23 protein-coding genes and 2 riboswitches are annotated in these 22,712 nt (G+C 66.0%); of the genes, 19 read left to right on the forward strand and 4 right to left on the reverse strand.

All coding sequences use genetic code 11. The annotated features are described in order from the left end of the window. From G6N68_RS13230 to G6N68_RS13240, 3 genes are all read left to right on the forward strand, one after another. Positions 1 to 1,422 carry a PPE family protein gene (locus tag G6N68_RS13230; protein ID WP_163712719.1) on the forward strand — a complete coding sequence of 474 codons (1,422 nt, stop codon included), beginning with the start codon at positions 1 to 3 and terminating at the stop codon, positions 1,420 to 1,422. Further along, entirely contained in the window at positions 1,419 to 1,742 is a 324-nt protein-coding gene (locus G6N68_RS13235; protein ID WP_163712722.1) for a DUF732 domain-containing protein, read from the forward strand. The genes G6N68_RS13230 and G6N68_RS13235 overlap by 4 nt, the downstream gene beginning before the upstream one ends. A gap of 90 nt (positions 1,743 to 1,832) precedes the next feature. Then, a complete protein-coding gene (locus G6N68_RS13240) occupies positions 1,833 to 2,543 on the forward strand; it encodes an MgtC/SapB family protein (protein ID WP_163712725.1) in 711 nt (236 codons plus the stop codon). A gap of 12 nt (positions 2,544 to 2,555) precedes the next feature. Here the strand turns inward: G6N68_RS13240 and G6N68_RS13245 are convergent, their stop codons facing one another. Both G6N68_RS13245 and G6N68_RS13250 read right to left on the reverse strand, forming a co-directional pair. Further along, positions 2,556 to 3,734 carry an NAD(P)/FAD-dependent oxidoreductase gene (locus tag G6N68_RS13245; RefSeq protein WP_163712728.1) on the reverse strand — a complete coding sequence of 393 codons (1,179 nt, stop codon included), beginning with the start codon at positions 3,732 to 3,734 and terminating at the stop codon, positions 2,556 to 2,558. Then, the gene (locus G6N68_RS13250) at positions 3,731 to 4,639 is read right to left on the reverse strand and encodes an alpha/beta hydrolase fold domain-containing protein (RefSeq protein WP_163712731.1); all 909 of its coding nucleotides are present in this window, start codon (positions 4,637 to 4,639) and stop codon (positions 3,731 to 3,733) included. The genes G6N68_RS13245 and G6N68_RS13250 overlap by 4 nt, the downstream gene beginning before the upstream one ends. An 84-nt stretch (positions 4,640 to 4,723) precedes the next feature. Here G6N68_RS13250 and G6N68_RS13255 point away from each other — a divergent pair, with 84 nt between their 5' ends. Together G6N68_RS13255 and G6N68_RS13260 are read left to right on the forward strand one after the other, a co-directional pair. Next, positions 4,724 to 5,671 (forward strand): sterol desaturase family protein, encoded by a 948-nt coding sequence (locus G6N68_RS13255; protein ID WP_240355455.1) that lies wholly within the window; start codon positions 4,724 to 4,726, stop codon positions 5,669 to 5,671. Positions 5,672 to 5,760: 89 nt separating this feature from the next. Beyond that, a complete protein-coding gene (locus G6N68_RS13260; RefSeq protein ID WP_205351476.1) occupies positions 5,761 to 6,414 on the forward strand; it encodes an Rv1815 family serine proteinase in 654 nt (217 codons plus the stop codon). 6 nt (positions 6,415 to 6,420) lie between these two features. Here the strand turns inward: G6N68_RS13260 and G6N68_RS13265 are convergent, their stop codons facing one another. After that, on the reverse strand, positions 6,421 to 6,882 hold the full coding sequence (locus tag G6N68_RS13265; RefSeq protein WP_163712737.1) for a nitroreductase family deazaflavin-dependent oxidoreductase: 462 nt from the start codon (positions 6,880 to 6,882) through the stop codon (positions 6,421 to 6,423). Positions 6,883 to 6,997: 115 nt separating this feature from the next. Here G6N68_RS13265 and G6N68_RS13270 point away from each other — a divergent pair, with 115 nt between their 5' ends. The 3 genes from G6N68_RS13270 (at position 6,998) to G6N68_RS13280 (ending at position 9,802) form a co-directional block, all read left to right on the forward strand. Next, positions 6,998 to 7,705 carry a TetR/AcrR family transcriptional regulator gene (locus tag G6N68_RS13270; RefSeq protein WP_205351324.1) on the forward strand — a complete coding sequence of 236 codons (708 nt, stop codon included), beginning with the start codon at positions 6,998 to 7,000 and terminating at the stop codon, positions 7,703 to 7,705. Positions 7,706 to 7,805: 100 nt separating this feature from the next. After that, the gene (locus G6N68_RS13275) at positions 7,806 to 8,306 is read left to right on the forward strand and encodes a VOC family protein (protein ID WP_163712743.1); all 501 of its coding nucleotides are present in this window, start codon (positions 7,806 to 7,808) and stop codon (positions 8,304 to 8,306) included. Further along, complete coding sequence (locus G6N68_RS13280) at positions 8,303 to 9,802, forward strand: FAD-binding protein (protein ID WP_163712746.1); 1,500 nt, start codon at positions 8,303 to 8,305, stop codon at positions 9,800 to 9,802. The genes G6N68_RS13275 and G6N68_RS13280 overlap by 4 nt, the downstream gene beginning before the upstream one ends. Here the strand turns inward: G6N68_RS13280 and G6N68_RS13285 are convergent. After that, the gene (locus G6N68_RS13285; protein WP_163712749.1) at positions 9,799 to 11,724 is read right to left on the reverse strand and encodes an ABC transporter ATP-binding protein/permease; all 1,926 of its coding nucleotides are present in this window, start codon (positions 11,722 to 11,724) and stop codon (positions 9,799 to 9,801) included. The genes G6N68_RS13280 and G6N68_RS13285 overlap by 4 nt on opposite strands. 188 nt (positions 11,725 to 11,912) lie before the next feature. Here G6N68_RS13285 and G6N68_RS13290 point away from each other — a divergent pair, with 188 nt between their 5' ends. From G6N68_RS13290 to G6N68_RS13340, 11 genes are all read left to right on the forward strand, one after another. After that, positions 11,913 to 13,550 (forward strand): acetolactate synthase, encoded by a 1,638-nt coding sequence (locus G6N68_RS13290; protein ID WP_163712751.1) that lies wholly within the window; start codon positions 11,913 to 11,915, stop codon positions 13,548 to 13,550. 119 nt (positions 13,551 to 13,669) lie between these two features. Next, positions 13,670 to 16,021 carry an accessory Sec system translocase SecA2 gene (gene secA2, locus G6N68_RS13295; protein ID WP_163712754.1) on the forward strand — a complete coding sequence of 784 codons (2,352 nt, stop codon included), beginning with the start codon at positions 13,670 to 13,672 and terminating at the stop codon, positions 16,019 to 16,021. A 132-nt stretch (positions 16,022 to 16,153) separates the two neighbouring features. Continuing rightward, entirely contained in the window at positions 16,154 to 16,789 is a 636-nt protein-coding gene (locus G6N68_RS13300; RefSeq protein ID WP_163712757.1) for a CDP-alcohol phosphatidyltransferase family protein, read from the forward strand. Continuing rightward, positions 16,782 to 17,705 carry a DUF881 domain-containing protein gene (locus tag G6N68_RS13305; protein WP_163712760.1) on the forward strand — a complete coding sequence of 308 codons (924 nt, stop codon included), beginning with the start codon at positions 16,782 to 16,784 and terminating at the stop codon, positions 17,703 to 17,705. The genes G6N68_RS13300 and G6N68_RS13305 overlap by 8 nt, the downstream gene beginning before the upstream one ends. A 34-nt stretch (positions 17,706 to 17,739) precedes the next feature. Beyond that, positions 17,740 to 18,072 carry a small basic family protein gene (locus G6N68_RS13310; protein WP_163712763.1) on the forward strand — a complete coding sequence of 111 codons (333 nt, stop codon included), beginning with the start codon at positions 17,740 to 17,742 and terminating at the stop codon, positions 18,070 to 18,072. A gap of 60 nt (positions 18,073 to 18,132) precedes the next feature. Beyond that, on the forward strand, positions 18,133 to 19,029 hold the full coding sequence (locus G6N68_RS13315; RefSeq protein ID WP_163712766.1) for a DUF881 domain-containing protein: 897 nt from the start codon (positions 18,133 to 18,135) through the stop codon (positions 19,027 to 19,029). Positions 19,030 to 19,051: 22 nt separating this feature from the next. Then, on the forward strand, positions 19,052 to 19,456 hold the full coding sequence (gcvH, locus tag G6N68_RS13320) for a glycine cleavage system protein GcvH (protein WP_163712769.1): 405 nt from the start codon (positions 19,052 to 19,054) through the stop codon (positions 19,454 to 19,456). Between the two features lie 213 nt (positions 19,457 to 19,669). Continuing rightward, positions 19,670 to 20,137: a glycogen accumulation regulator GarA gene (garA, locus tag G6N68_RS13325; protein ID WP_163712772.1), complete on the forward strand. Its 468-nt coding sequence runs from the start codon at positions 19,670 to 19,672 to the stop codon at positions 20,135 to 20,137. After that, a complete protein-coding gene (ftsR, locus tag G6N68_RS13330) occupies positions 20,134 to 20,874 on the forward strand; it encodes a transcriptional regulator FtsR (RefSeq protein WP_163712775.1) in 741 nt (246 codons plus the stop codon). The genes garA and ftsR overlap by 4 nt, the downstream gene beginning before the upstream one ends. A gap of 116 nt (positions 20,875 to 20,990) precedes the next feature. Beyond that, positions 20,991 to 21,485, forward strand: a complete 495-nt coding sequence (locus G6N68_RS13335) for a bifunctional nuclease family protein (RefSeq protein WP_163712778.1) — start codon at positions 20,991 to 20,993, stop codon at positions 21,483 to 21,485. Between the two features lie 282 nt (positions 21,486 to 21,767). Continuing rightward, positions 21,768 to 22,403, forward strand: a complete 636-nt coding sequence (locus G6N68_RS13340) for a MerR family transcriptional regulator (protein ID WP_163712781.1) — start codon at positions 21,768 to 21,770, stop codon at positions 22,401 to 22,403. Between the two features lie 65 nt (positions 22,404 to 22,468). Then, a riboswitch (glycine riboswitch) is annotated at positions 22,469 to 22,566 on the forward strand. A gap of 2 nt (positions 22,567 to 22,568) precedes the next feature. Beyond that, positions 22,569 to 22,693, forward strand: a riboswitch (glycine riboswitch). Positions 22,694 to 22,712: the final 19 nt, after the last annotated feature.

Consider the following 22,712-nt stretch of genomic DNA (forward strand, 5'->3'; position numbering starts at 1 on the left):
ATGATTTTTGCTTTGCGGCCCCCGGAGATCACCTCCGGGCTGATGTACATGGGGCCGGGCGCGGGCCCGATGATCGCGGCGGCGACGGCGTGGGACGCCCTGGCCGCCGAACTGCAATCGACGGCCGCCTCGTACGGGCTGATCGTCGACGGGTTGGCCAATGAAGAGTGGATAGGTCCTTCGTCGGCGGCGATGGCGGCGGCCGTCGTGCCGTATGTGGCGTGGATGTCCGCGACCGCGGCGCAGGCCAAGGCGGCAGCGGAGCAGGCTCAGGCCGCGGTGAGCGCCTACGAGGCCGCTTTCGCCGCGGTGGTGCCACCGCAGGCAATCGCTATCAATCGCAGCGAGTTGGCGTCGCTGGTGGCAACCAACCTGTTCGGTCAGAATACTGCCGCGATCGCCGCCCTGGAGGCGCAGTACGGGGAAATGTGGGCCCAGGACACGTCGGCGATGCTCACTTACACCGGCTCGTCGGCCGCCGCGGCCAGGCTGACGCCGTACACGGAACCGCCGCAAATCACGAACGAGTCCGGAGTCGCCGCCCAGCAGGCCGCGATCGGGCAGGCCAGCGGCCTGTCCGCCGGCACCGCGGCCACGACGGCGGCAACAGCGGCCGCGACGGCCGCTCCGACGGCGGCGCCGGTGTTCCCGTTCGACATCGTCCTGGCGGTCTTCGAGGCGCTCGGCAGCGGCGGCACCGCCTACATGCAAGCCATGGGCCAACTGCTCAATGCCCTCACCGGGACACCGTTGGCCGCTCAGACGTGGGAAAACTTCTTCGGGATCTTCGCCGACATCGGCCGGTTCAGCACCGTCGCCAACGACATCATGAGCATCCCCAACCTCGCCATGACCGAATTCAAGCTGTTCTGGAAGCCGCCGCTCGAGGACATCCCGAAGTCGGCGCTGGGAGCGGGCTTGGGGATGGCGTCGCACGTACAAGGCCTGGGCAGCGCGACGACGGCGAGCGTGGGCGCGGCCAACGTGGTGGGAAAGTTGTCCGTGCCGCCTAGCTGGGCCACGGCAACGCCCGCGATCAGGATGGCCTCCACCGCGTTGCCGGCCACCAGTCTGGCCGCGGCGCCCTCGGCGGGGGTCTCCGCCGACCTGGTCAACCAGATGGCGATGGGCAGCATGACCGGGGGTGCCATCGGCGGCGCCGCCGCGCAGATACTCAGCGGTAGCGGTGCACGCGCCCGCGCCAACGGCGGGAAAGGTCCCGTCGAACCGGTCAAGTTGGACGAAGTCATCGCAAAGCTGCAGAAGGAACCCGACTCGGTCAAACACTGGAACGTCGACAAGGCGGGCCTGGACGCACTGCTCGAAAAATTGTCCAAGGAGCCGGGCATTCACGCCGTGCACGTATCCAACAAGGACAAGCCCAAGGTGACCTTGCCCGACGCGCAACTGGGCGGGACATGAGACTGCCGCTTGCCCTTGCTGCCGCCGTCGCGTTCATCGGTTGCGCGGCACCGGCGCACGCCGACCCCGCCCAGGACTCGGCGTTCATCAACGCGCTTGCCAACGCCGGCATCACGGTTCCCGACCCCGCAGCAGCCGTCGTCTCCGCCCAGGCGGTGTGCGGGTTGATGCGCAACGGCGAAACCGGCTTGCAGGTGCTGACCGACGTGAAGAAGCAGAATCCCGCGCTGACGTTGGACGGCGCGGCGCTGTTCACGGCCATCGCGTCGAACACCTACTGCCCCGAGCATCTGGGCCAGCCGGAGGGCGGCTACTTCTAGCGGATCCCGGTCGCCTGCGCTCTATCCGGTGTTCACCCTGATCTGATTGGCTGACGTGTTGGTTTGTCGATCGAGAGAGCGGGTGGGCCGGTGTCTACGCTGAGCGTCGCCGATTTCGCGCTCCGACTCGGTGTCGGCGTGGGCTGCGGCGCGCTCATTGGCATCGAGCGGCAGTGGCGGGCCCGGATGGCCGGGCTGCGCACCAACGCCCTGGTCGCCGCCGGCGCGACGTTGTTCGTGCTCTACGCGGTGTCCACCGAGGACAGCAGCCCAACCAGGGTCGCGTCGTATGTGGTGTCCGGGGTCGGCTTCCTGGGAGGCGGGGTGATCCTGCGCGAGGGAGCAAACGTCCGCGGTCTCAACACCGCTGCCACCCTGTGGTGTTCGGCGGCGGTTGGCGTGTTGGCGGCATCGGGGCATTTGGTGTTCACCGCGATCGGCACCGCCGTCGTCGTCATCATCCACCTGTTCGGGCGACCCTTGGGCCGGCTCATCGATCGCGATAACAGCGCCGACGAGGACGAAGGGCTGCAGCCCTATCGGGTCCAGGTGGTGTGCCGCCGGAAGTCCGCGAAATACGCACGCGCGCAAGTTGTTCAGCACACCAGCAACAACGACATCATCCTGCGCGGCATCCATACCAGCCGGGATGACGAGGGCGACGAGGTCACGTTGACCGCCCACCTGCTGATGGACGGCCACACGCCGGCCAAACTGGAGCGGCTGGTCGCCGAATTATCTTTGCAGCCGGGGATTTTCGCGGTCCACTGGTACGCGGGTGAACAGGCGCAAGTGGAGTGACGGCACCGGGACTCAGGGCCGGTCTTGCAGGTCGGGGGCGGCCGCGGCCAGCAGATCCGCGCGGTCTTTGGTCAGCGGCGGGTAGATCCGCGCAGTGTTGATGGTCCGCTTGGTGGCTTTGGCCGTCGCGCCGCGCGACACAACGGTTCGGTCCCACCCTTCGGTGTACACCGCACCGGCCGGTCCCAGATCGAGAACCGTTACATACCAGGGGATCCGAAGCGACAACAGCGGCTCGCCGAACAGGTCACTGATGACGTTGTAGCCGGCGTAGCGGCCCATCGGCCTGCCGTGCTGGCACGACATCACCGAAAGGTGTTCGTCGTCCATGCGGGCGGCGGCCACGTCGCCGGCGGCGAACATCGCGGGCACACCGACGACGCGCAACTCGTCGTCCACCGCAACCCGGCCGAGCCGGTCGCGGGTCACCGGCAGCTGCTCGGTCAAGGGGCTGGCCCGCATGCCCGCGCACCACACCACGGTCGCCGCTTCGAGTTGCTCGCCCGACGACAGCGTCACAAAGTCGCGTCCCAACCCGGTAACACTCACTCCGGTCCTGACTTCAACACCGTTGTCGGACAGGGCTTCTTCGATGACGGGCCGGGCCGAGGCGCCCATATCGGAACCGACCCACGGATGGTGGTCAACCAGCACCACTCGTGGAGTGAGCCCCAACTCGCGCAATCGCTCCGGCAACTCGCAGGCCGTCTCGATCCCGGTCAGACCCGCGCCCACCACCACCACGGTGGCCACCGACGCCCCCTGGGCCAAACCCTGCAGATGCTGGCGCAATCGCTCCGCACCCTCGTAGGTGTCGACGTCGAAGCCGAACTCCCGCAGTCCCGGCAGGTCGGGTTTGACGACTCGGCTGCCCGAGGCGAGCACCAGCCGGTCGTAGCCGCATGTCGTACCGGCGGAGGTGGTGACGCGTCGTCCGTCGACGTCGATGGCGGTCACCTCTGCGGTGACGTGCCGCACGCCGACGGGGTCGAGCAGGTCGGACAGCGGGATGCGACAGACGCTCAAGTCGGCCTCGTAATTGCGAACGCGGATGTCGTGGAACGGCTTGGCGCTCAGCACCGTGATATCGACCGTGCCCGCCGGCACCGCGAGCTCGTCGAGCCGTCGCGCGGCGCCCAGTGCCGCCCACAGCCCCGCGAAACCGGAACCGATCACGACCACTTGGGTCAATGCAGAACCTCGCGAATCTGCGTGAGGGCTTCTCCGGCGCTGCGCGTGGGCAGGTACATCCACACGTGCAGAGCGCCTTCGCGCTCATACCAGCCGATGTCGAGCCCTTCGTCCAGCGCCCGCTTGCGGAAGGCCCGGGTGTCGGGGTTGAGCACGTCATGGGTGCCGGTGAATATCGTCAGCCGGGGCAGACCTTCCAGTGGCCCCATGCTCGGGCTGACCAACGGGGTGTCCAGGGGGTCGCCGCCGGCGTACCGGAGGCCCGCCGCGCGCAAGTCGTCGAGGTTGAGGAACGGATCGATCTTGGCGACGGCGGGCACGTCCGGATCGGGCAGGCCGACGTGCATCCAGGGCGAAAGCAGGACGGCGTCGGACGGTTGCGGGAGGCCCGCGTCGCGCAGCGCGTGGCAAAGCGCAAAGGCCATCCCGCCCCCCGCAGAGTCACCGATGACGGCCATGGACTCCGGATCGTGCGTCTCGAGCAGCTCGCGATACACCTGCAGCAGGAACGGGAAAACTTCGCGATAGGTGTGCTCGGGGGCGATCGGATAGATCGGCACGGTCATCGTGCGACCGGTGATGATGGCCAGCTTGGCGATGGCCGGCCAATGGAAGTGCGGCATCAGGTCCAGCACATAGGCCCCGCCGTGCAGGTAGAGCAGGTGTCCGTTGGGCCGGTCGCCGTTGAGAAGACGGGGCCGAACCTGGTAAACGGGCCGCCCGTTGACGTCCCCGCGGGTTACTTCGACCTTCTTCCGGACCCGGGCCGACGGCTGGCCGCAATAGGGCAATCGCGGTTGTGCGGCCCACAGCTCCAGCTTGGCGGCCGGAAAAAGCCGGTTGCGCATGCCGGTCGAGCGCAGGAGTTTATGGCTGACACCGAGGCGGAACATTCTGCGGTCCATAGCGCTCCTCAGTCTGTACCGCCCAGACCCCCAAATGCGACCGATGGTCACCGGAGGGGTACGGCGAGTCGTAATCTGTCTGTTGTGGATGTCGTTTATCCAGGCTTCTTAGCCATGCTGCCCGAACCCATGCGGGACCCGGTGTTCTTCGCCATCCCGTTTTTTCTGCTCCTGTTGACCCTTGAATGGCTAGCGGCACGCAAGCTCGAAAGCATCGAAGAACCAGAGACCGGCGCCCCACGGCCGGCCGCCGGGGCGCACTGGGCCCGTGACTCCATCACGAGCGTCTCCATGGGGTTCGTTTCGATATTCACCACCGCTGTGTGGAAGACGTTGGCCCTACTCGGCTACGCCGCGTTGTACGTCTATGTCGCGCCCTGGCACCTCTCGGCCGGCCAGTGGTACACGTGGGTCATCGCGATCTTGGGTGTCGACCTGATCTACTACGCCTACCACCGCGGCGCCCACCGCATTCGGTTGCTGTGGGCCACCCACCAAGCGCACCACTCGAGCCAATACTTCAACTTCGCCACCGCGTTGCGGCAGAAGTGGAACGACAGCGTCAAAATCCTGATGTGGCTTCCGCTGCCGCTCTTGGGCCTGCCGCCCTGGATGATCTTCTTCAGCTGGTCGCTGAACCTGATCTATCAGTTCTGGATCCACACCGAACGGATCGACAAGCTGCCGCGCTGGTTCGAGTTCGTCTTCAACACGCCGTCCCACCACCGGGTGCACCACGGGATGGACAAGATCTACCTGGACAAGAACTACGGCGGCATCGTGATCATCTGGGACCGGCTGTTCGGCAGCTTCCAGCCGGAGGTCTTCCGGCCGCACTACGGGCTGACCAAACAGGTCGACACCTTCAACATCTGGAAGTTGCAGACGTACGAATACGTGGCTATTGCCCGCGACTTCCGGCGCGCGAAGCGGCTGCGGGATCGGCTGGGCTACGTCTTCGGGCCGCCGGGCTGGCAACCGCGCGTCACCGCCGCAACCGACGATAAGACCCCACTGGTCACCTCGGGGTAACGTCAAGCGTTCTCGGCGCGAAAAACCAAGACGTGTGGTCGGCGCCGAACCGACCTCGACGATCGGAGTTCAGAGTGCGCCGCTTGGCAATGCGCGCAGGTGCCGCCGTGATTGGCGCCGCGGCACTGGTAGCCGGAGTTTCCCCGACGATCGCCCGTGCCGATCCTGCCCTGGTGTTCCCGGGCATGGAGATCCATCAGGACACCCACGTCTGCACGTTGGCCTACGTGGACCCCGGGCTGCGGATGGCGTTTACCGCGGGGCATTGCCGTGGCGACGGACCCGTCACCGACCGGGACGGCAACGTGATAGGGCACCTGGCGGCTTTCCGGGATAGCACTCCCAGCGGCTCGACCGTGGCAACCGACGAAGCGATCGATGACTATGAGGCGATCGCACTGGCCGACAACGTGGCGGTGAACAACATCTTGCCGGGTGGGCGTCCCGTGGTATCGAGGCCGGGTCTGGTGCCGGCACCCGGTCAGCCGGTTTGCCATTTCGGCATCAGCACCGGTGAAACCTGCGGAACGGTCGTGAGCGCCAACAACGGGTGGTTCACCATGACCGGCGGCGTGGCGAGTCAGAAAGGTGACTCCGGCGGGCCGGTGTATCTCGCGGGCGGGGGCCCCGCAGAGCTCATCGGGATCTTCAACAGCGTCTGGGGGGACCTGCCCGCCGCCGTTTCGTGGCAGGCCGCCTCCGAGCAGATGCGCGAGGATCTCGGAATTTCGGTCCGGGGCTAGCCGGGGCTAGCCCGCCAGCGCGAAGACCGGGATCAGGGGCGCCGCGGCACGCAACTCGTCATCGGTGGACGCCGGTGTCAAACCCAACACGTAGCCCTTGACCTGCCAATACCACCTGGCCAGGTAGCGCTTCAGGAGTTCGGGTTTGTCGTCATCGGCGACTTCGTGGATCGCGGTGGGAGTAGACGGTGTGTCGCTACGGAAGGCGGGGCGGCGGGGACCCAGCTCGACGACACCCGCGGCCCTGACGTTGCGTGCCCATTGCGTCTCGCCTCTCGGTGAGACGACATAGTCCACGCCGTCGACGGTCAACAGGTTGATCACCACCGCGCGCATCTGCCCCGTCTTGCGGCCCCGCACCCGCAGCGCTCGCGTACCCGCCACGCTGATTCCGCGTTCGGCGAGGTAGCGGATCACCGTGTTCGCTGCCCGTGCCATCCCGTTCGGCTTCTCGTAGCGCGTGGCCATTGTGTCCTCATCCCAGTCAGCGTTCAGAGAGCAGTGCTCTCGGTTCTACAGACACGCTCCCACGGGGTTGGCCGATAGTCAAGAGCAGCGTTCTCGGTTGTGCCAGACTTCCCGGATGGGCAAGCGCCAGGACTCGCGAGAGCAGGTCGAGGCGAGAATCATCGAACTCGGTCGACAGCAACTGGTCGAGCACGGCGCCGCCGGCCTGTCGCTGCGGGCGATCGCCCGTGATCTGGGCATGGTGTCATCGGCGGTGTACCGCTACGTGTCCAGTAGGGACGAGTTGCTGACCTTACTGTTGGTCGACGCCTACTCCGAGCTGGCCGATGCGGTGGACCGGGCCCGCGACGCCACGGCCGTGGGTTGGTGGGGCGACGACGTCCTCGCGATCGCACACGCGGTCCGTCAATGGGCGGTCGCGCACCCGGCTCGGTGGGCTTTGCTCTACGGCAGCCCGGTGCCCGGGTATCACGCTCCGCCGGAGCGCACCGTCGGCGTTGGCACCCGCGTCGTGGCGGCGCTTCTCGACGCGGTCGCGGCCGGGATTACCACCGGAGAGATCATGTTGACCGACGACATTGCGCCACAACCGATGTCGTCGGACTTCGAACGGATTCGCAAGGAGTTCGGATTCCCAGGCGACGATCGGGTGATGGCCAAGTGCTTCACACTCTGGGCGGGTGTGCTGGGTGCGGTCAGCCTCGAGGTTTTCGGCCAATACGGTGCCGACACCCTCACCAACCCGGCGGCTGTGTTCGATACCCAGGTGCGGTTCCTAATCGACATGCTGGGGAGCGCTGACGACCCGTCTCCGGTGCGATAACGCTGCGGCAAAACCGAAATTAGAACGTGTTCAGCCGGATGTTTAGCAGCTCCGACGCTCCCTGGCGGCAAAGTTCTCGGCTCGGCTATTCTGCGAGACGATGAACCTTCCCGTTCAGTCGCCAACGCAGATCGCCTGGGTGACGCCCGACCTCGATGCCACCGAAAAAACGCTTACCGCCCTGCTAGGCGTCCGAAAGTGGGTGCGGATACCCGATGTGCATTTCGCTCCCGACACCTGCAGCTACCACGGCGAGCCCGCAGATTTCTTTGCCCACATCTCGCTGAGCTACCTCGGGGACACGCAGTTGGAGCTGATCGAGCCGATTCGCGGCGAGAATATCTATAGTGACTTTCTGCGCGACCACGGATCCGGGCTGCACCACATCTGCGTCGAGGCGGACAGCCTCAATGGCTTCGACGCGGCCCTGGCCGAAGTGGCTGCTAACGGCGCCCCCGTCGTCCAGCAGGGCGTGATGCCGGGCGGGATGCACTTCGGCTACGTGGCCGCCCCAGCAGCCGGGGTGCCATACCTCGAATTCGCTTACGTGTCACCACAAATGCGGACTTTTTACGACTACATCAAACAGGAGCAACGGTGAGCACCGAAATCCCAGCCACAATCCATGCCGACACGGTGACGTCCTGGTCGGACGAGGTCGACGTGCTGGTGGTGGGATTCGGCATCGGCGGCGGCTGCGCCGCGGTCAGCGCCGCCGCGGCGGGTGCGCGGGTGCTGGTCTTGGAACGCGGCGGCGCGGCGGGCGGCACGACTTCGCTTGCCGGCGGGCACTTTTACCTCGGTGGCGGAACGGCGGTCCAGCAGGCGACGGGTCACGACGACACGCCGGAAGAGATGTACAAGTACCTCGTCGCGGTTTCCCGACAACCCGACCACGCCAAGATTCGCGCCTACTGTGAAGGCAGCGTCGAGCACTTCAATTGGCTTGAGGCACTGGGCTTTCAGTTCGAGCGCAGCTTCTACCCCGGCAAGGTGGTCGTGCCGCCCGGCACCGAGGGGTTGAGCTACACCGGCAACGAAAAGGTGTGGCCCTTTTGTGAGCAGGCGAAGCCGGCTCCCCGCGGGCACTCCGTCCCCGTACCAGGCGAACTGGGCGGAGCGGCGATGGTCATCGATCTGCTGGTCAAACGCGCCGATGAACTCGGGGTAGCGATCCGCTACGAGACGGGCGTAACCAACCTCATCCTGGACGACGCCGGGGCGGTGGCCGGTGCGTCCTGGAAACACTTCTCCGAGACCGGAGCGGTCAAGGCGAAGTCGGTCGTCATCGCGGCGGGGGGCTTCGCGATGAACCCCGAAATGGTCGCCGAGCACACCCCCGCATTGGGTCAACCGCGACGCACCAAACACCACGGTCTGGTGGCCCCCTACATCTTGGGGAACCCCAACGACGACGGGCTGGGCATCCGACTGGGGCTATCGGCGGGTGGGGCCACCGAAAACATGGACGAGTTGTTCATCACCGCGGCGGCCTATCCACCAGAAATCCTGCTGACCGGGGTGATCGTCAACAAGGAAGGCAAGCGCTTCGTCGCCGAAGACTCCTACCATTCGCGCACTTCGGCTTTCGTGTTGGAGCAGCCGGACCAAACGGCTTACCTGATCGTCGACGAAGCACACATGCAGATGCCTGAGATGCCACTCATCCGCTTCCTCGATGGCTACGAGACGATCGCCGAATTGGAAACCGCACTGGACATTCCCGCCGGAAACGTCGCGGCCACGTTGGACCGCTACAACGAGTTCGCCGCCAGAGGCGAGGACCCCGACTTTCACAAACAGCCGGAATACGTTGCGGCACAGGACAAAGGGCCATGGGCGGTGTTCGACCTCTCGCTGGGGCGGGCAATGTACTCGGGATTCACCCTTGGCGGCCTGAGGGTGTCGCTGGATGGCGAAGTGCTGCGCGAGGACGGGTCGGTGGTGCCGGGACTGTACGCCGCCGGGGCATGTGCTTCCAACCTCGCTCAGGACGGCAAGGGGTACGCCAGCGGCACGCAGTTGGGGGAGGGGTCGTTCTTCGGCCGCCGCGCCGGATCGCACGCGGCGGCCAAGGCTGCGGCCAAAGCGACCTAGACCTGCGCGGGTTCTTTCTCCAGCCTGCCCAGCCGCCACTCGCCGTCTCCGAGCAGGTGGAGTTCGTGAGTGTGGTGCTGCTCGACGGTGCTGCGGTGGCTCACACTGACCAGGATGGTGTCCGGCAGCTCCGTGCGGACGAGTGAATAAAGCATGAACTCGAGACCCTCGTCGAGCGCGGAGGTCGACTCGTCGAAGAAGATGACCTTGGGGCGCGTTAAGAGTATGCGCGCGAACGCGATCCGCTGTTGCTCGCCGGGGGAGAGGACCTTCGCCCAGTCGAGCACATCGTCCAACCGGTCGACCAGATGGGGGAGCGCGACCTTTCGCAGTGTGCTTCTCAAGGTGTCGTCGTCGATCGTGTTTTCTTTCGCCGGGTACGACACCACCGCACGCAGATCGCCGAGCGGCACGTACGGCATCTGGGAGAGGAACATCGTCTCGTTGGGGCCGCACGGGCGGGTCAGCGTCCCGGAGCAGAACGGCCACAGCTCGGCCAGGCTGCGCAGCAGGGTGGTCTTGCCGCTACCGGACGGACCGGTGACCACCAGGGTGTCACCGACCTCGAGGCGCATGTCCAGCGGTCTGATGAGCTGCCGTCCGTCCGGGGTGCGGACCTCGACATCGTCGAGCACGACAGCTCCATCGATACCCGGGTTCGTGGTGACTTCGGGCAGCGCTCTGCCTTCTTCGTTGGCGACGACGAGGCCGTGCAGACGGATGATTGCGGCCCGGTAGCCGGCGAACGAGTCGTAGGCGTTCCGGAAGAACGACAGCCCGGCCTGGATACTGCCGAACGCCGACGCGGACTGCGACATGGCGCCAAGTTTGATCTCGCCGGCCAGAAACCGCGGGAACTGGAGGATGAACGGCACCACCGTGATGATCTGGCTCACCGAGACGTTCCAGCCGTAGAACCCGATCATCCGGTTGATGTAGCGCTTGTAGTTGGAAACGACCGGCTCGAACAGCCGCCGCAACCCGGTGCGCTCAGCCAGTTCGCCGCGGTAGAACGCGACGGCCTCTGAGGCATCACGCAGCCGCACCAGCGCATACCGGAATGCGGCGTTGAATTTTTCGTTGTTGAAGGCCAGCCAGATGATTGGTCGGCCGATCCAGAACGCAAAAATGGTGGCGAGCAGCACGTAGGTCAACAAGATCCAGAACATTGCCCGCGGTAGTGAGAGGCCGATGACGGGCAGGGTGAGCGTGCCGGATAGGCCCCACAGAATCCCGGTAAACGAAATCATCGAGGTGATGGCTTCGATCCCGCCGAACAGCAGTGTGGTCTTGGTGTAGTTGCCCGGGGTATTCGGCAATGGACCGACGCCGGTGGTGAAGATGTCGACGTCGGTCTGGATGCGCTGGTCAGGGTTGTCGATCGTGTCGTCGATGAAGCGGGCCCGGTAGTAAGCCTTGCCGTCGAGCCAGTCGTCGGTGAGCCGATCGGTCAACCAGGCGCGCCACCTCAGCATGAACCGCTGCATCAGGAACAGATCGAGCATGATGCGTGCGACATGGATGGTGGCCAGGATGCTGAAAATGCCGATGGAGAACCAGAAGCCGACTTTCCCGGAATTTCGGACGGCCTCGTCGTGGTTGCCCAGGCCCGCTGCAACCGCTTGAAAGCTGTTCATCATGTCGCGGCCCTGGTAGGAGAGCAGCACATCGATGCGAACTCCCGCGACCACCGACAGCAGCAGCACCCCAAGCCAGATCCAGACCGGAATGCTCTCGCGGCCCAGGAAGTAGCCACTGGTGACACGCCAGAACTGTTTGCCCCAAGTGGTGAATCGGTGGATCAGCACCAGGATGACCATGGTGCTCACCGCCGCGATAGCCCACGCCTGAGCGAGCCACTCCAGCGAATTCCAGAGTTCGCTGCCCCAGTCCCGCGTGGAGATGAACATGTCCGGATTCATTCCGGCAAGGTACCCCGCGCATCGGCCGCAAGCGTGGCTAAGGGTCCAACTCTGTGTCGCGAGCAACCGCGGATAGCTCAGCTGATCGGCTTAACCCTCTGCAGTGCAACGCAATTCGCTGAAGGCACCGACCGGGTCAGCGGCTCGGCGGTGCGGCGGGCAACGGCGGTGTGATTAAGCTGCCCACCATGAGCATCGACGCTCCGACGACCATTCACGCCGGCCGGCTCATCGCCCGTCGGCTCAAGGCGAGCGGCATCGACACGGTTTTCACGCTTTCGGGCGGGCACTTGTTCTCCCTGTACGACGGCTGCCGGGACGAGCACATCCGGCTGATCGATACCCGTCACGAACAGACCGCAGCCTTTGCCGCCGAGGGCTGGTCGAAGGTGACCAGGGTGCCGGGCGTGGCCGCGCTGACGGCGGGTCCCGGCGTCACCAACGGAATGAGCGCGATGGCAGCGGCGCAGCAGAACCAGTCGCCGCTGGTGGTGCTGGGCGGCCGGGCCCCGGCCCAGCGCTGGGGCATGGGTTCGCTGCAGGAGATCGATCACGTGCCATTCGTGGCACCGCTGGCTCGCTTTGCCGCCACGGCACAGTCGGGCGAGGACGCCGGCCGGCTGGTCGACGAGGCTTTGCGGGCGGCGGTTGGAGCGCCGTCGGGCGTCGCCTTCGTCGATTTCCCGATGGACCACGTGTTCTCCATGGCCCAAGACGACGGCCAGCCCGGCGCCCTGAGCGAGGCGCCCGCCTCACCCACGCCGGACGGCGCCGCGCTGGACCAGGCCGCCGAGTTGCTGGCGTCGGCTCAACGGCCGGTGATCATGGCCGGTACCAACGTTTGGTGGGGGCATGCCGAGGCCGCGCTGCTGCGGCTTGCCGAGGAGCTTCGGATCCCGGTGCTGATGAACGGCATGGCGCGCGGCGTCGTCCCCGCCGACCACCCGCTGGCCTTTTCCCGGGCCCGGTCCAAGGCGTTGAAGGAAGCCGATGTCGCGCTGATCGTCGGTGTGCCAATGGATTTCCGCCTCGGCTTCGGCGGGGTTTTCGGACCGGACACGCAGCTGGTGGTGGCGGACCGCGTCCAACCTGAACGCCAACATCCGCGCCCGATAGCGGCTGGCCTCTACGGGGACCTGAGCGCCGTGCTGTCGACGCTGGCCGGCACCCGCCCCACCGACCATGAGAACTGGATCGCAGAGCTTCGGACGGCCGAGCGCGCGGCACGCGACCTGGAGAAGGCCGAGCTCGCCGAGGATCGGATCCCGCTGCACCCGATGCGCGTGTACGCCGAACTGGCGCCGATGCTGGACCGCGACGCGGTTGTCGTCATCGACGCGGGGGATTTCGGGTCCTACGCCGGCCGTGTGATCGACAGCTATCAGCCGGGCTGCTGGCTGGACAGCGGACCGTTCGGTTGTCTCGGCTCCGGTCCCGGCTACGCCCTGGCCGCCAAGCTGGCGCGACCCGACCGCCAAGTGGTGTTGCTGCAGGGCGACGGCGCCTTCGGGTTCAGCGGCATGGAATGGGACACGCTGATACGACACGGCGTGCCCGTCGTGTCGGTGATCGGCAACAACGGCATCTGGGGCTTGGAGAAACACCCCATGGAGGCGCTGTACGGCTACTCCGTGGTGGCCGAACTGCGCCCGGGGACCCGCTACGACGAGGTGGTGCGCGCCCTGGGTGGGCACGGCGAGTTGGTGTCGGCCCCGGCCGAGTTGCGGCCCGCGCTGGAACGCGCCTTCGCCAGCGGCATACCGTCCGTCGTCAACGTGCTCACCGATCCCAGCGTCGCTTATCCGCGCCGATCCAACTTGGCCTGAGTTCCGCGCCGGTCCGCGCCGATCTGTCCCGCGAGCGTGCGTGTTGGTACCCCGCCGTTCGGCGTGTCGCGGACAAACGCGCACGCTCGCGCCCGTTTCGGTTCGCGTACCGTTGGGCTGTGCCTTCTAAGACCACTCGCGCTCAAACCGGCCGCCTGAGTAGTCGATTCTGGCGACTCCTCGGCGCCAGCACGGAAAAGAACCGGAACCGCTCGATGGCCGAGGTCACCGCCTCGGCCGAGTACGACAAAGAGGCCGCCGACCTCAGCGACGAGAAGCTGCGCAAGGCGGCGGGACTGCTCAACCTCGACGATCTCGCGAACTCCTCCGACATTCCCCAGTTCCTCGCCATCGCCCGAGAGGCGGCCGAGCGGACAACCGGGCTGCGGCCGTTCGACGTGCAGCTACTCGGCGCCCTGCGCATGCTGGCCGGCGACGTCATCGAAATGGCCACCGGCGAGGGCAAGACCCTTGCCGGGGCGATCGCAGCCGCGGGCTATGCGCTGGCGGGTCGGCACGTGCACGTCGTCACCATCAACGACTACCTGGCCCGCCGCGACGCGGAGTGGATGGGCCCGCTGATCGAGGCGCTGGGACTGACGGTCGGCTGGATCACCGCGGAGTCGACGAGTGAGGACCGCAAGGCGGCGTACAACTGCAACGTCACCTACGCCTCGGTGAACGAGATCGGGTTCGACGTCCTGCGTGATCAGCTCGTCACAGACGTCGACGACCTGGTGTCACCCAAACCGGACGTCGCGCTCATCGACGAAGCGGACTCCGTCTTGGTCGACGAGGCGCTGGTGCCGCTGGTGCTGGCCGGGACCACGCACCGGGAGACGCCGCGGCTCGAGATCATCAAGCTGGTCGGTCAGTTGACCCCAGGGGAGGATTTCGACACGGACTCCGACAACCGCAATGTCCACCTGACCGAAGCCGGCGCCCGCAAGGTCGAAAAGGCGCTGGGCGGCATCGATCTGTACTCCGAGGAACACGTCGGCACCACGCTGACAGAGGTCAATGTCGCGTTGCATGCCCATGTGCTGCTGCAGCGCGACGTGCATTACATCGTCCGCGACGGTGCGGTGCAACTGATCAACGCCTCGCGGGGCCGCATCGCCCAGCTGCAGCGCTGGCCGGACGGTTTGCAGGCCGCGGTCGAGGCAAAGGAGGGCATCGAAACTACCGAGACCGGCGAGGTGCTCGACACGATCACGGTGCAGGCGCTGATCAACCGCTACGCGACGGTGTGCGGGATGACCGGCACCGCGTTGGCCGCCGGTGAACAGCTGCGCCAGTTCTACAAGCTGGGTGTCTCACCGATACCGCCGAACACCCCCAACATCCGTGAGGACGAGTCCGACCGGGTCTACATCACCGCAGCCGCCAAGAACGACGCGATCGTGGATCACATCGTCGAGGTCCACGAGACCGGGCAACCGGTGCTGGTCGGCACCCGCGACGTCGCCGAATCCGAAGAGCTGCACGAGCGCTTGCTGCGGCGCGGAGTGCCGGCGGTGGTGCTCAACGCGAAGAACGACGCCGAAGAGGCGCAGGTCATCGCCGAGGCCGGTAAGTACGGGGCGGTCACGGTGTCCACGCAGATGGCCGGTCGGGGCACCGACATCCGGCTGGGCGGTTCGGACGAGGCCGATCACGACCGGGTCGCCGAACTGGGTGGACTGCACGTGGTGGGCACCGGCCGGCATAACACCGAGCGGTTGGACAACCAGTTGCGTGGCCGGGCCGGACGCCAGGGCGACCCCGGATCGTCGGTGTTCTTCTCCAGCTGGGAAGACGACGTCGTCGCGGCCAACCTCGACCCCAACAAGCTCCCCACCGAAACCGACGAGGACGGGCGGATCATCAGCCCCAAGACCAGCGGCCTGCTCGACCATGCGCAGCGCGTCGCCGAGGGCCGGTTGCTGGACGTACACGCCAACACGTGGCGCTACAACCAGTTGATCGCCCAGCAGCGCGCCATCATCGTCGATCGCCGAAACACGCTGCTGCGTACCCCAACGGCCCGCGAAGAGCTCGAAGACCTGGCGCCCAAGCGGTACAAGAAGCTCCTCGAGGTCCTGTCGAAGGAAGAGGACGAGGCCGCAGCGGAGAAGCGCCTGGAAAAGATCTGCCGGCTGATCATGCTCTACCACCTCGACCGGGGCTGGGCCGACCACTTGGCCTACCTGGCCGACATCCGCGAGAGCATCCATCTGCGTGCGTTGGGTCGACAGAACCCGCTCGACGAATTCCACCGGCTGGCGGTCGACGCGTTCGCATCGCTGGCCGCGGACGCCATCGAGGCGGCCCAACAAACCTTCGAGACGGCCAACATCCTCGAAGAGGAACCTGGCCTGGATCTTTCCAAGCTGGCCCGGCCGACCTCGACGTGGACCTACATGGTCAACGACAACCCGCTGGCCGACGACACACTTTCGACGTTGAGCCTGCCCGGCGTATTCCGCTGAGTCGCTGAGTATTGCCCGGCTCCACCTCAGTCCGCTGTGCGGACCGCATCGTCGTCGGGCTCGGCCAGATTGCCCAACTCCTCAACAGTCCGCTGTGCGGACCGCATCGTCGTCGGGCTAATGTCACCGCTCATGGAGCCTGTGCTCGCACAGAACCGGGTGCTGACGGTGCCCAATGTGCTGAGCATCGCGCGCCTCGTGCTGATCCCGGTGTTCATCTACCTGATGCTCGTCGAGCACGCCACGGGTTGGGCGGTGGCGATTCTGATGTTCAGCGGGGTATCGGATTATGCGGACGGCAAGATCGCCAGGCTGCTGAACCAGTCGTCAAAGTTGGGCACGCTGCTGGATCCTGCGGTCGACCGTCTGTACATGGTCACCGTCCCCATCGTGTTCGGGATCAGCGGCATCGCGCCCTGGTGGTTCATCATCACCTTGCTGGCCCGCGACGGCCTGCTGGCGCTGACCCTGCCGCTGCTATGGACGCGCGGGCTGACCGCCCTACCTGTCACCTACATAGGCAAGGCCGCGACGTTCGCCCTCATGGCCGGCTTTCCATTGGTGCTGCTGGGGCAGGGGGACGCGCTGTGGAGCCGGATCGTGGGGTGGTTCGGCTGGGCATTCCTGATCTGGGGCCTCTACATGTACCTGTGGGCGTTCGTGCTCTACCTGGTGCAGATGGCACTGGTGATGCGCGAGATGCCCAACGTCAAGCGGACAAAGCCGCGAACCCCGCCGTCGGCCCCCAACGCGGGTGAGCATGGCTGAACCGGATCGGCTGCTCGGCGGCTACGACCCCAACGCCGGCTACAGCGCCCGCGTCACGGCCAGGCCGAAACACATCCCGGTGCCGTCGCTGCTGCGCGCCCTGCTGTCGGAGCACCTCGATCCCGGGTACGCCGCGGCGGCCGCCAAACGGCAAGAGTCGGACACACCCCAGACTCCGGGCAGCCGCGTGACCGGCTGGCTGTGGCAGGCGCTGGCCGCGACCCTGGTCGCCGCGGTATTCGCCGCCGCCGTGGCGCAAGCCCGTTCAGTTGCTCCCGGCGTGCGCAATGCCCAGCACCTGCTCGCGGCGAGCGTGCGGTCGACCAATGCCGCCGCCGCCAAGCTGGCGCAGCAACGCAGCGTCCTTTCGGCGAAGGTCGATGATGTGCAACGAATCGCGCTGGCCGACGACATCGAGGGCCAACGTTTGCTCCGGCAGCTGGACGGGATGAGCCGAGCCGCGGCCAGCAGCCGCATCATCGGCCCCGGCTTGACGGTGACGGTGACCGACCCGGGCGTTGGACCCAATCTGTCCGACGCATCCAAACAGCGGGTGAGCGGCAGCCGTCAGATCATCCTCGACCGCGACTTGCAACTCGTCGTCAATTCGTTGTGGGCCAGCGGGGCCGAAGCGATCGCAGTCGACGGCGCCCGGATCGGGCCGAACGTGACGATTCGGCAGGCCGGGGGATCGATCCTGGTGGACAACAATCCGGCCAGCAGCCCATACACGATCGTCGCGATTGGCCCGCCGAATGCGATGAAGGACGTCTTCGACGACAGCCCGGGGCTGCGGCGACTGCGGCTGCTGGAAGTCTCCTACGGCGTGGGGGTCAGCGTGACCACCAGTGATGCACTGACGCTGCCGGCCGCAACGGTGCGGGATGTCAAGTTCGCGAAGAAGATTGGTTCCTAGTGGAGGAAATCCTGGTGAGAGAGATCCGACCGGCATGATCGGAATCGCGGCGCTTGCCATTGGCATCGTGCTGGGCCTGGTGTTCCACCCCAGCGTGCCCGAGGTAATCCAGCCCTACCTGCCGATTGCGGTGGTCGCCGCGCTCGACGCGGTGTTCGGCGGACTGCGGGCCTACCTGGAGAAGATCTTCGATCCAAAGGTGTTCGTGGTCTCGTTCGTTTTCAACGTCTTCGTGGCGGCGCTGATCGTCTACGTCGGCGACCAATTGGGGGTGGGCACCCAGTTGTCCACCGCGATCGTCGTCGTCCTGGGCATCCGCATCTTCGGCAACGCCGCCGCGTTGCGGCGCCGGTTGTTCGGAGCGTGACGCAGTGAGGACGATGAAGAGGAGGGGCGCCCTTTCACCCATGAGGGAGGTGAGACCAGCGTGAGCCAGGACGTTGACGGGCACGCGGGCGGCGCCAACGAACCCGATCGCACCGCGGCACAACAGAACCAGCCGGCTGCCGAGCCCGCGGCTCACCGCGGCGGGCGCCATGGCCGTCACGAACTGCCCGCCGAGCGGGCCCGTCCCAGAATCAATCCGTTCCGCCGCGCCAAAGGCACCGGGCGGACGGAACCGTCACGGGGTGGTCGCTCACGCCTGGTGTTCGGAGCGCTGGCGGTGTTGCTGTGTCTGGTTTTGGGCGTCGCGATCGTCACCCAGGTCCGTCAGAACGACTCCGGTGACTCGCTGGAAACGGCCCGTCCCGCAGATCTGTTGGTGCTGCTGGATTCATTGCGGCAGCGCGAGGCGACGCTGAATGCGGAAGTCGCCGAACTGCAAAACACCCTCAACGAGCTTCAGACATCCGGCAACAACGACCAAGCCGCAATCGAACGGGCGCAGGCCAAACTCGCGGCTCTGTCCATTCTGGTGGGCGCAGTGGGCGCCACTGGGCCGGGCGTCACGGTGAAAATCGACGACCCAGGCCCCGGGGTGTCGGCCGAAGCGATGCTGGATGTGATCAACGAACTGCGGGCCGCCGGCGCCGAAGCCATCGAAATCAATGACGGACAGCAGTCGGTGCGGGTGGGAGTCGACACCTGGGTGGTCGGGTCGCCGGGGGCACTGATCATCGACTCCAAGTCGCTGTCCCCGCCGTATTCGATTCTGGCCATTGGTGATCCGCCGACCCTGGCCGCGGCAATGCACATACCCGGTGGCGCCGAGGACAGCATCAAACGCGTCGGTGGGCGGATGTCGGTGCAGCAAGCCGACCGTGTCGACGTCACCACCTTGCGGCAACCAAAACCGCACCAATACGCTCAGCCCGTCAAGTGAACCGATCAGCCTGAGGAGCACCGTGAGCGATATCCCGCCGGATCTGCACTACACCGCCGAACACGAGTGGGTTCGGCGCACCTCAGAAGACACGGTGCGGATCGGGATCACTGATTTCGCGCAGTCGGCCCTGGGTGACGTGGTGTTCGTGCAGTTGCCCGATGTGGGCACCAAGGTGACCGCAGGGGAAGCCTTCGGCGAGGTGGAGTCGACCAAGTCGGTGTCGGATCTCTTTGCGCCGCTATCGGGAACGATCGCTGCGGTCAACGGCGACCTGGAAGGTAACCCGCAACTGGTGAACTCCGACCCGTACAGCGCCGGCTGGCTGGTAGACGTACAGGTCGACGGCCCGGAAGCGGCCGGACTGGAGTCCGCCATCGCGGAGCTGCTCGACGCGGAGGCCTACCGCGGAACGCTGACCGAATGACGATTGCTAAGGTCCGAAAGTATCGCGAAGCACCGAAGGAAGCGCGGGTAGGAGAAGCTAGGCTATCGGGCTTACGATCCTGCAAGTGGTGAGCACGTCGCAGGCTGTGCCCGGTACGGTCTAGCGTCACAAGCACGTGGAAGTACGAGAAGTCAGCAAGTCGGCCGAATGGCCCGGTGAGCGAACGCCACAGCGGCCAGTGAGGAGCAGCGGGTGACAGACAACGACCAGACCTCTGACGAAGTCACTGTGGAGACGACGTCCGTCTTCCGCGCCGACTTCCTCAATGAACTGGACGCTCCTGCGCAGGCGGGTACCGAGAGTGCCGTTTCGGGAGTGGAGGGACTTCCCGCGGGCTCGGCCCTGTTGGTCGTCAAACGCGGGCCGAACGCCGGGTCCCGATTCCTGCTCGACCAAGCCGTCACCTCGGCCGGCCGCCATCCCGACAGCGACATCTTCCTCGACGATGTCACCGTGAGCCGTCGGCACGCCGAATTCCGGCTGGAGAGCGGCGAGTTCAGCGTTGTGGACGTCGGCAGCCTCAACGGCACCTACGCCAACCGCGAGCCGGTGGATTCGGCCGTGCTGGCCAACGGCGACGAGGTCCAGATCGGCAAGTTCCGCCTGGTGTTCTTGACCGGGCCCAAGGGCGACGACGACGGGGGCACCGCAGGCCAGTGAGCGCACCCGATAGTCCCGCAGTCGCCGGGATGTCGATCGGGGCGGTCTTGGAACTGCTGCGACCGGATTTTCCCGACGTCACAATCTCCAAGATTCGATTCTTGGAGGCTGAGGGGCTGGTCACGCCACAGCGTGCCGCATCGGGCTACCGCCGGTTCACCGCATACGACTGCGCCCGGCTGCGCTTCATTCTCACCGCGCAGCGGGATCATTACCTGCCGCTCAAGGTGATCCGGGCCCAGCTTGACGCCCAGCCGGACGGCGAGTTGCCACCGTCTGCGTCTCCTTACGGCGTACCAAGATTGGTGCCGATAACCGACGACGCGGACAGCGCCGGGGCGGACGCGGGTGCCGTCTCGTCCACTGCCATCCGGCTCAGTCGCGAAGACCTGCTGGAACGCGCCCAGGTGGACGACGACCTGCTGACAGCGTTGCTCCGAGCCGGGGTGATCACCACGGGGCCGGGCGGCTTCTTCGACGAACACACGGTCGTGATCCTCCAATGTGCCCGCGCGCTCTCGGAATACGGTGTCGAGCCCAGGCATCTGCGCGCCTTCCGGTCGGCTGCCGACCGTCAGTCGGACCTGATCGCCCAAATCGCCGGCCCGATGGTCAAGGCCGACAAGGCCGGCGCCCGTGACCGTGCTGATGACTTGGCTCGCGAAGTTGCCGCGCTCGCTATCACATTGCACACTTCCTTGATCAAATCGGCCGTTCGCGACCTTCTGCAGCGCTGAGGACTAGACTTCGATCGACAGCTTGGTGTCGGCGACGCGGTGAAGATTTGGGGTACACCGCGCCGCCGTGCTGAGTGAAAATCGGACATGGCGGCATGTGCGGAGGGCAGGCGCAGATGGGCGAAGTACGTGTTGTCGGCATTCGTGTCGAGCAGCCCCAGAACCAGCCGGTGCTGTTGCTGCGCGAGACAAACGGTGACCGGTACCTACCGATCTGGATCGGACAGTCGGAGGCCGCAGCGATCGCCCTGGAGCAACAGGGCGTGGAGCCACCCCGGCCACTGACGCACGACCTGATCAGGGATGTCATTGCAGCCCTTGGGCATTCGCTCAAGGAGGTGCGCATCGTGGACCTGCAGGAGGGCACCTTCTACGCGGATCTGATCTTCGACCGCAACATCAAGGTGTCCGCACGTCCATCCGACTCCGTGGCGATCGCGCTGCGCGTCGGGGTGCCGATTTACGTCGAGGAAGCCGTACTGGCCCAGGCCGGTCTGCTCATCCCCGACGAGGCCGACGAACAAGAGAGCAGCGCCGTGCGGGAGGACGAGGTGGAGAAATTCAAGGAATTTCTCGACAGCGTCTCGCCCGACGACTTCAAGGCCACCTAGTTAGCCGGCGAGCCACCGAACCCGGCGAACGGTTGCGGATGGGTCCAGTGACCCTCAAGTTACGGATGAGTCTCATCTCACAGGCTGGACCCTCGACACGCCTTGCGCTTAGCGCCCGCTTTCGGTCGCGGCGGCCATACTTTGATGACGGTTGGATGATCACCGGGATTACGGCGGCAACCTAACGGCGTATGCTCTCAAGCACTCGGGCCTGAGAAGCGAGGTCGTTGGGACGGCCAGTGACGCAGCTAGACGAGAGCGCGATCGGCGAGAGGAAGCACCGTGAGCGAGCAGCCACGTCAAGGACAGCTTGACCTTGCTGACGACGCGGCCGCCGCCCCCGGTGGTGGCAGCGGCACACCCAGCAGGGTGACCGACGCAGTGCAGCCCGGACTGTTCCCCGACGATTCCGTGCCCGACGAGTTGGTGGGTTACCGCGGGCCCAGCGCCTGCCAGATCGCCGGCATCACCTACCGCCAGTTGGACTACTGGGCGCGGACTTCGCTGGTTGTCCCGTCGATTCGCAGCGCGGCCGGCTCCGGCAGCCAACGTCTTTATTCGTTCAAGGACATCCTGGTCCTCAAGATCGTCAAGCGGTTGCTGGACACCGGGATCTCGTTGCACAACATCCGGGTTGCGGTCGACCACCTGCGGCAGCGGGGCGTACAAGACCTGGCCAACATCACCTTGTTCTCCGACGGCACCAGCGTGTACGAGTGCACCTCCGCCGAAGAGGTCGTCGACCTGTTGCAGGGCGGCCAGGGTGTGTTCGGCATCGCCGTCTCGGGCGCGATGCGCGAGCTGACCGGCGTGATCGCCGACTTCCCCGGTGAGCGGGCCGACGGCGGGGAGTCGATAGCCGCCCCGGAGGACGAACTGGCTTCGCGTCGCAAGCACCGCGACCGCAAGATCGGCTAGTAGACCGGCTCAGCCTGCTACGGCGCGCGCCGAGAGCTCGCGGCCGAGTAAACTAGACAACGCATCGCACTTGCGCGGGAGAGTTTCGTGGCCGCCAGCCACGGACGCCGAAGGAGCAATACCTCTCCGTCAACCTCTCAGGCACCCGGACCGCGCTGGACAACGATGCCTCTGGAAAGCGGCGGCGACCCGATACGGGTCCCGCCCGCCGATGGGGAAAGGCACCCGCGTGACTCGGGGCGCCGAATCTCTCAGGCGCCCGGTGCTCGGGTGAAGACAGAGGGGGAGGGCCGCTGATCCCTCTTCCTG

This window comes from Mycobacterium bourgelatii, assembly GCF_010723575.1.
GTDB classification, from domain to species: Bacteria; Actinomycetota; Actinomycetes; order Mycobacteriales; family Mycobacteriaceae; genus Mycobacterium; species Mycobacterium bourgelatii.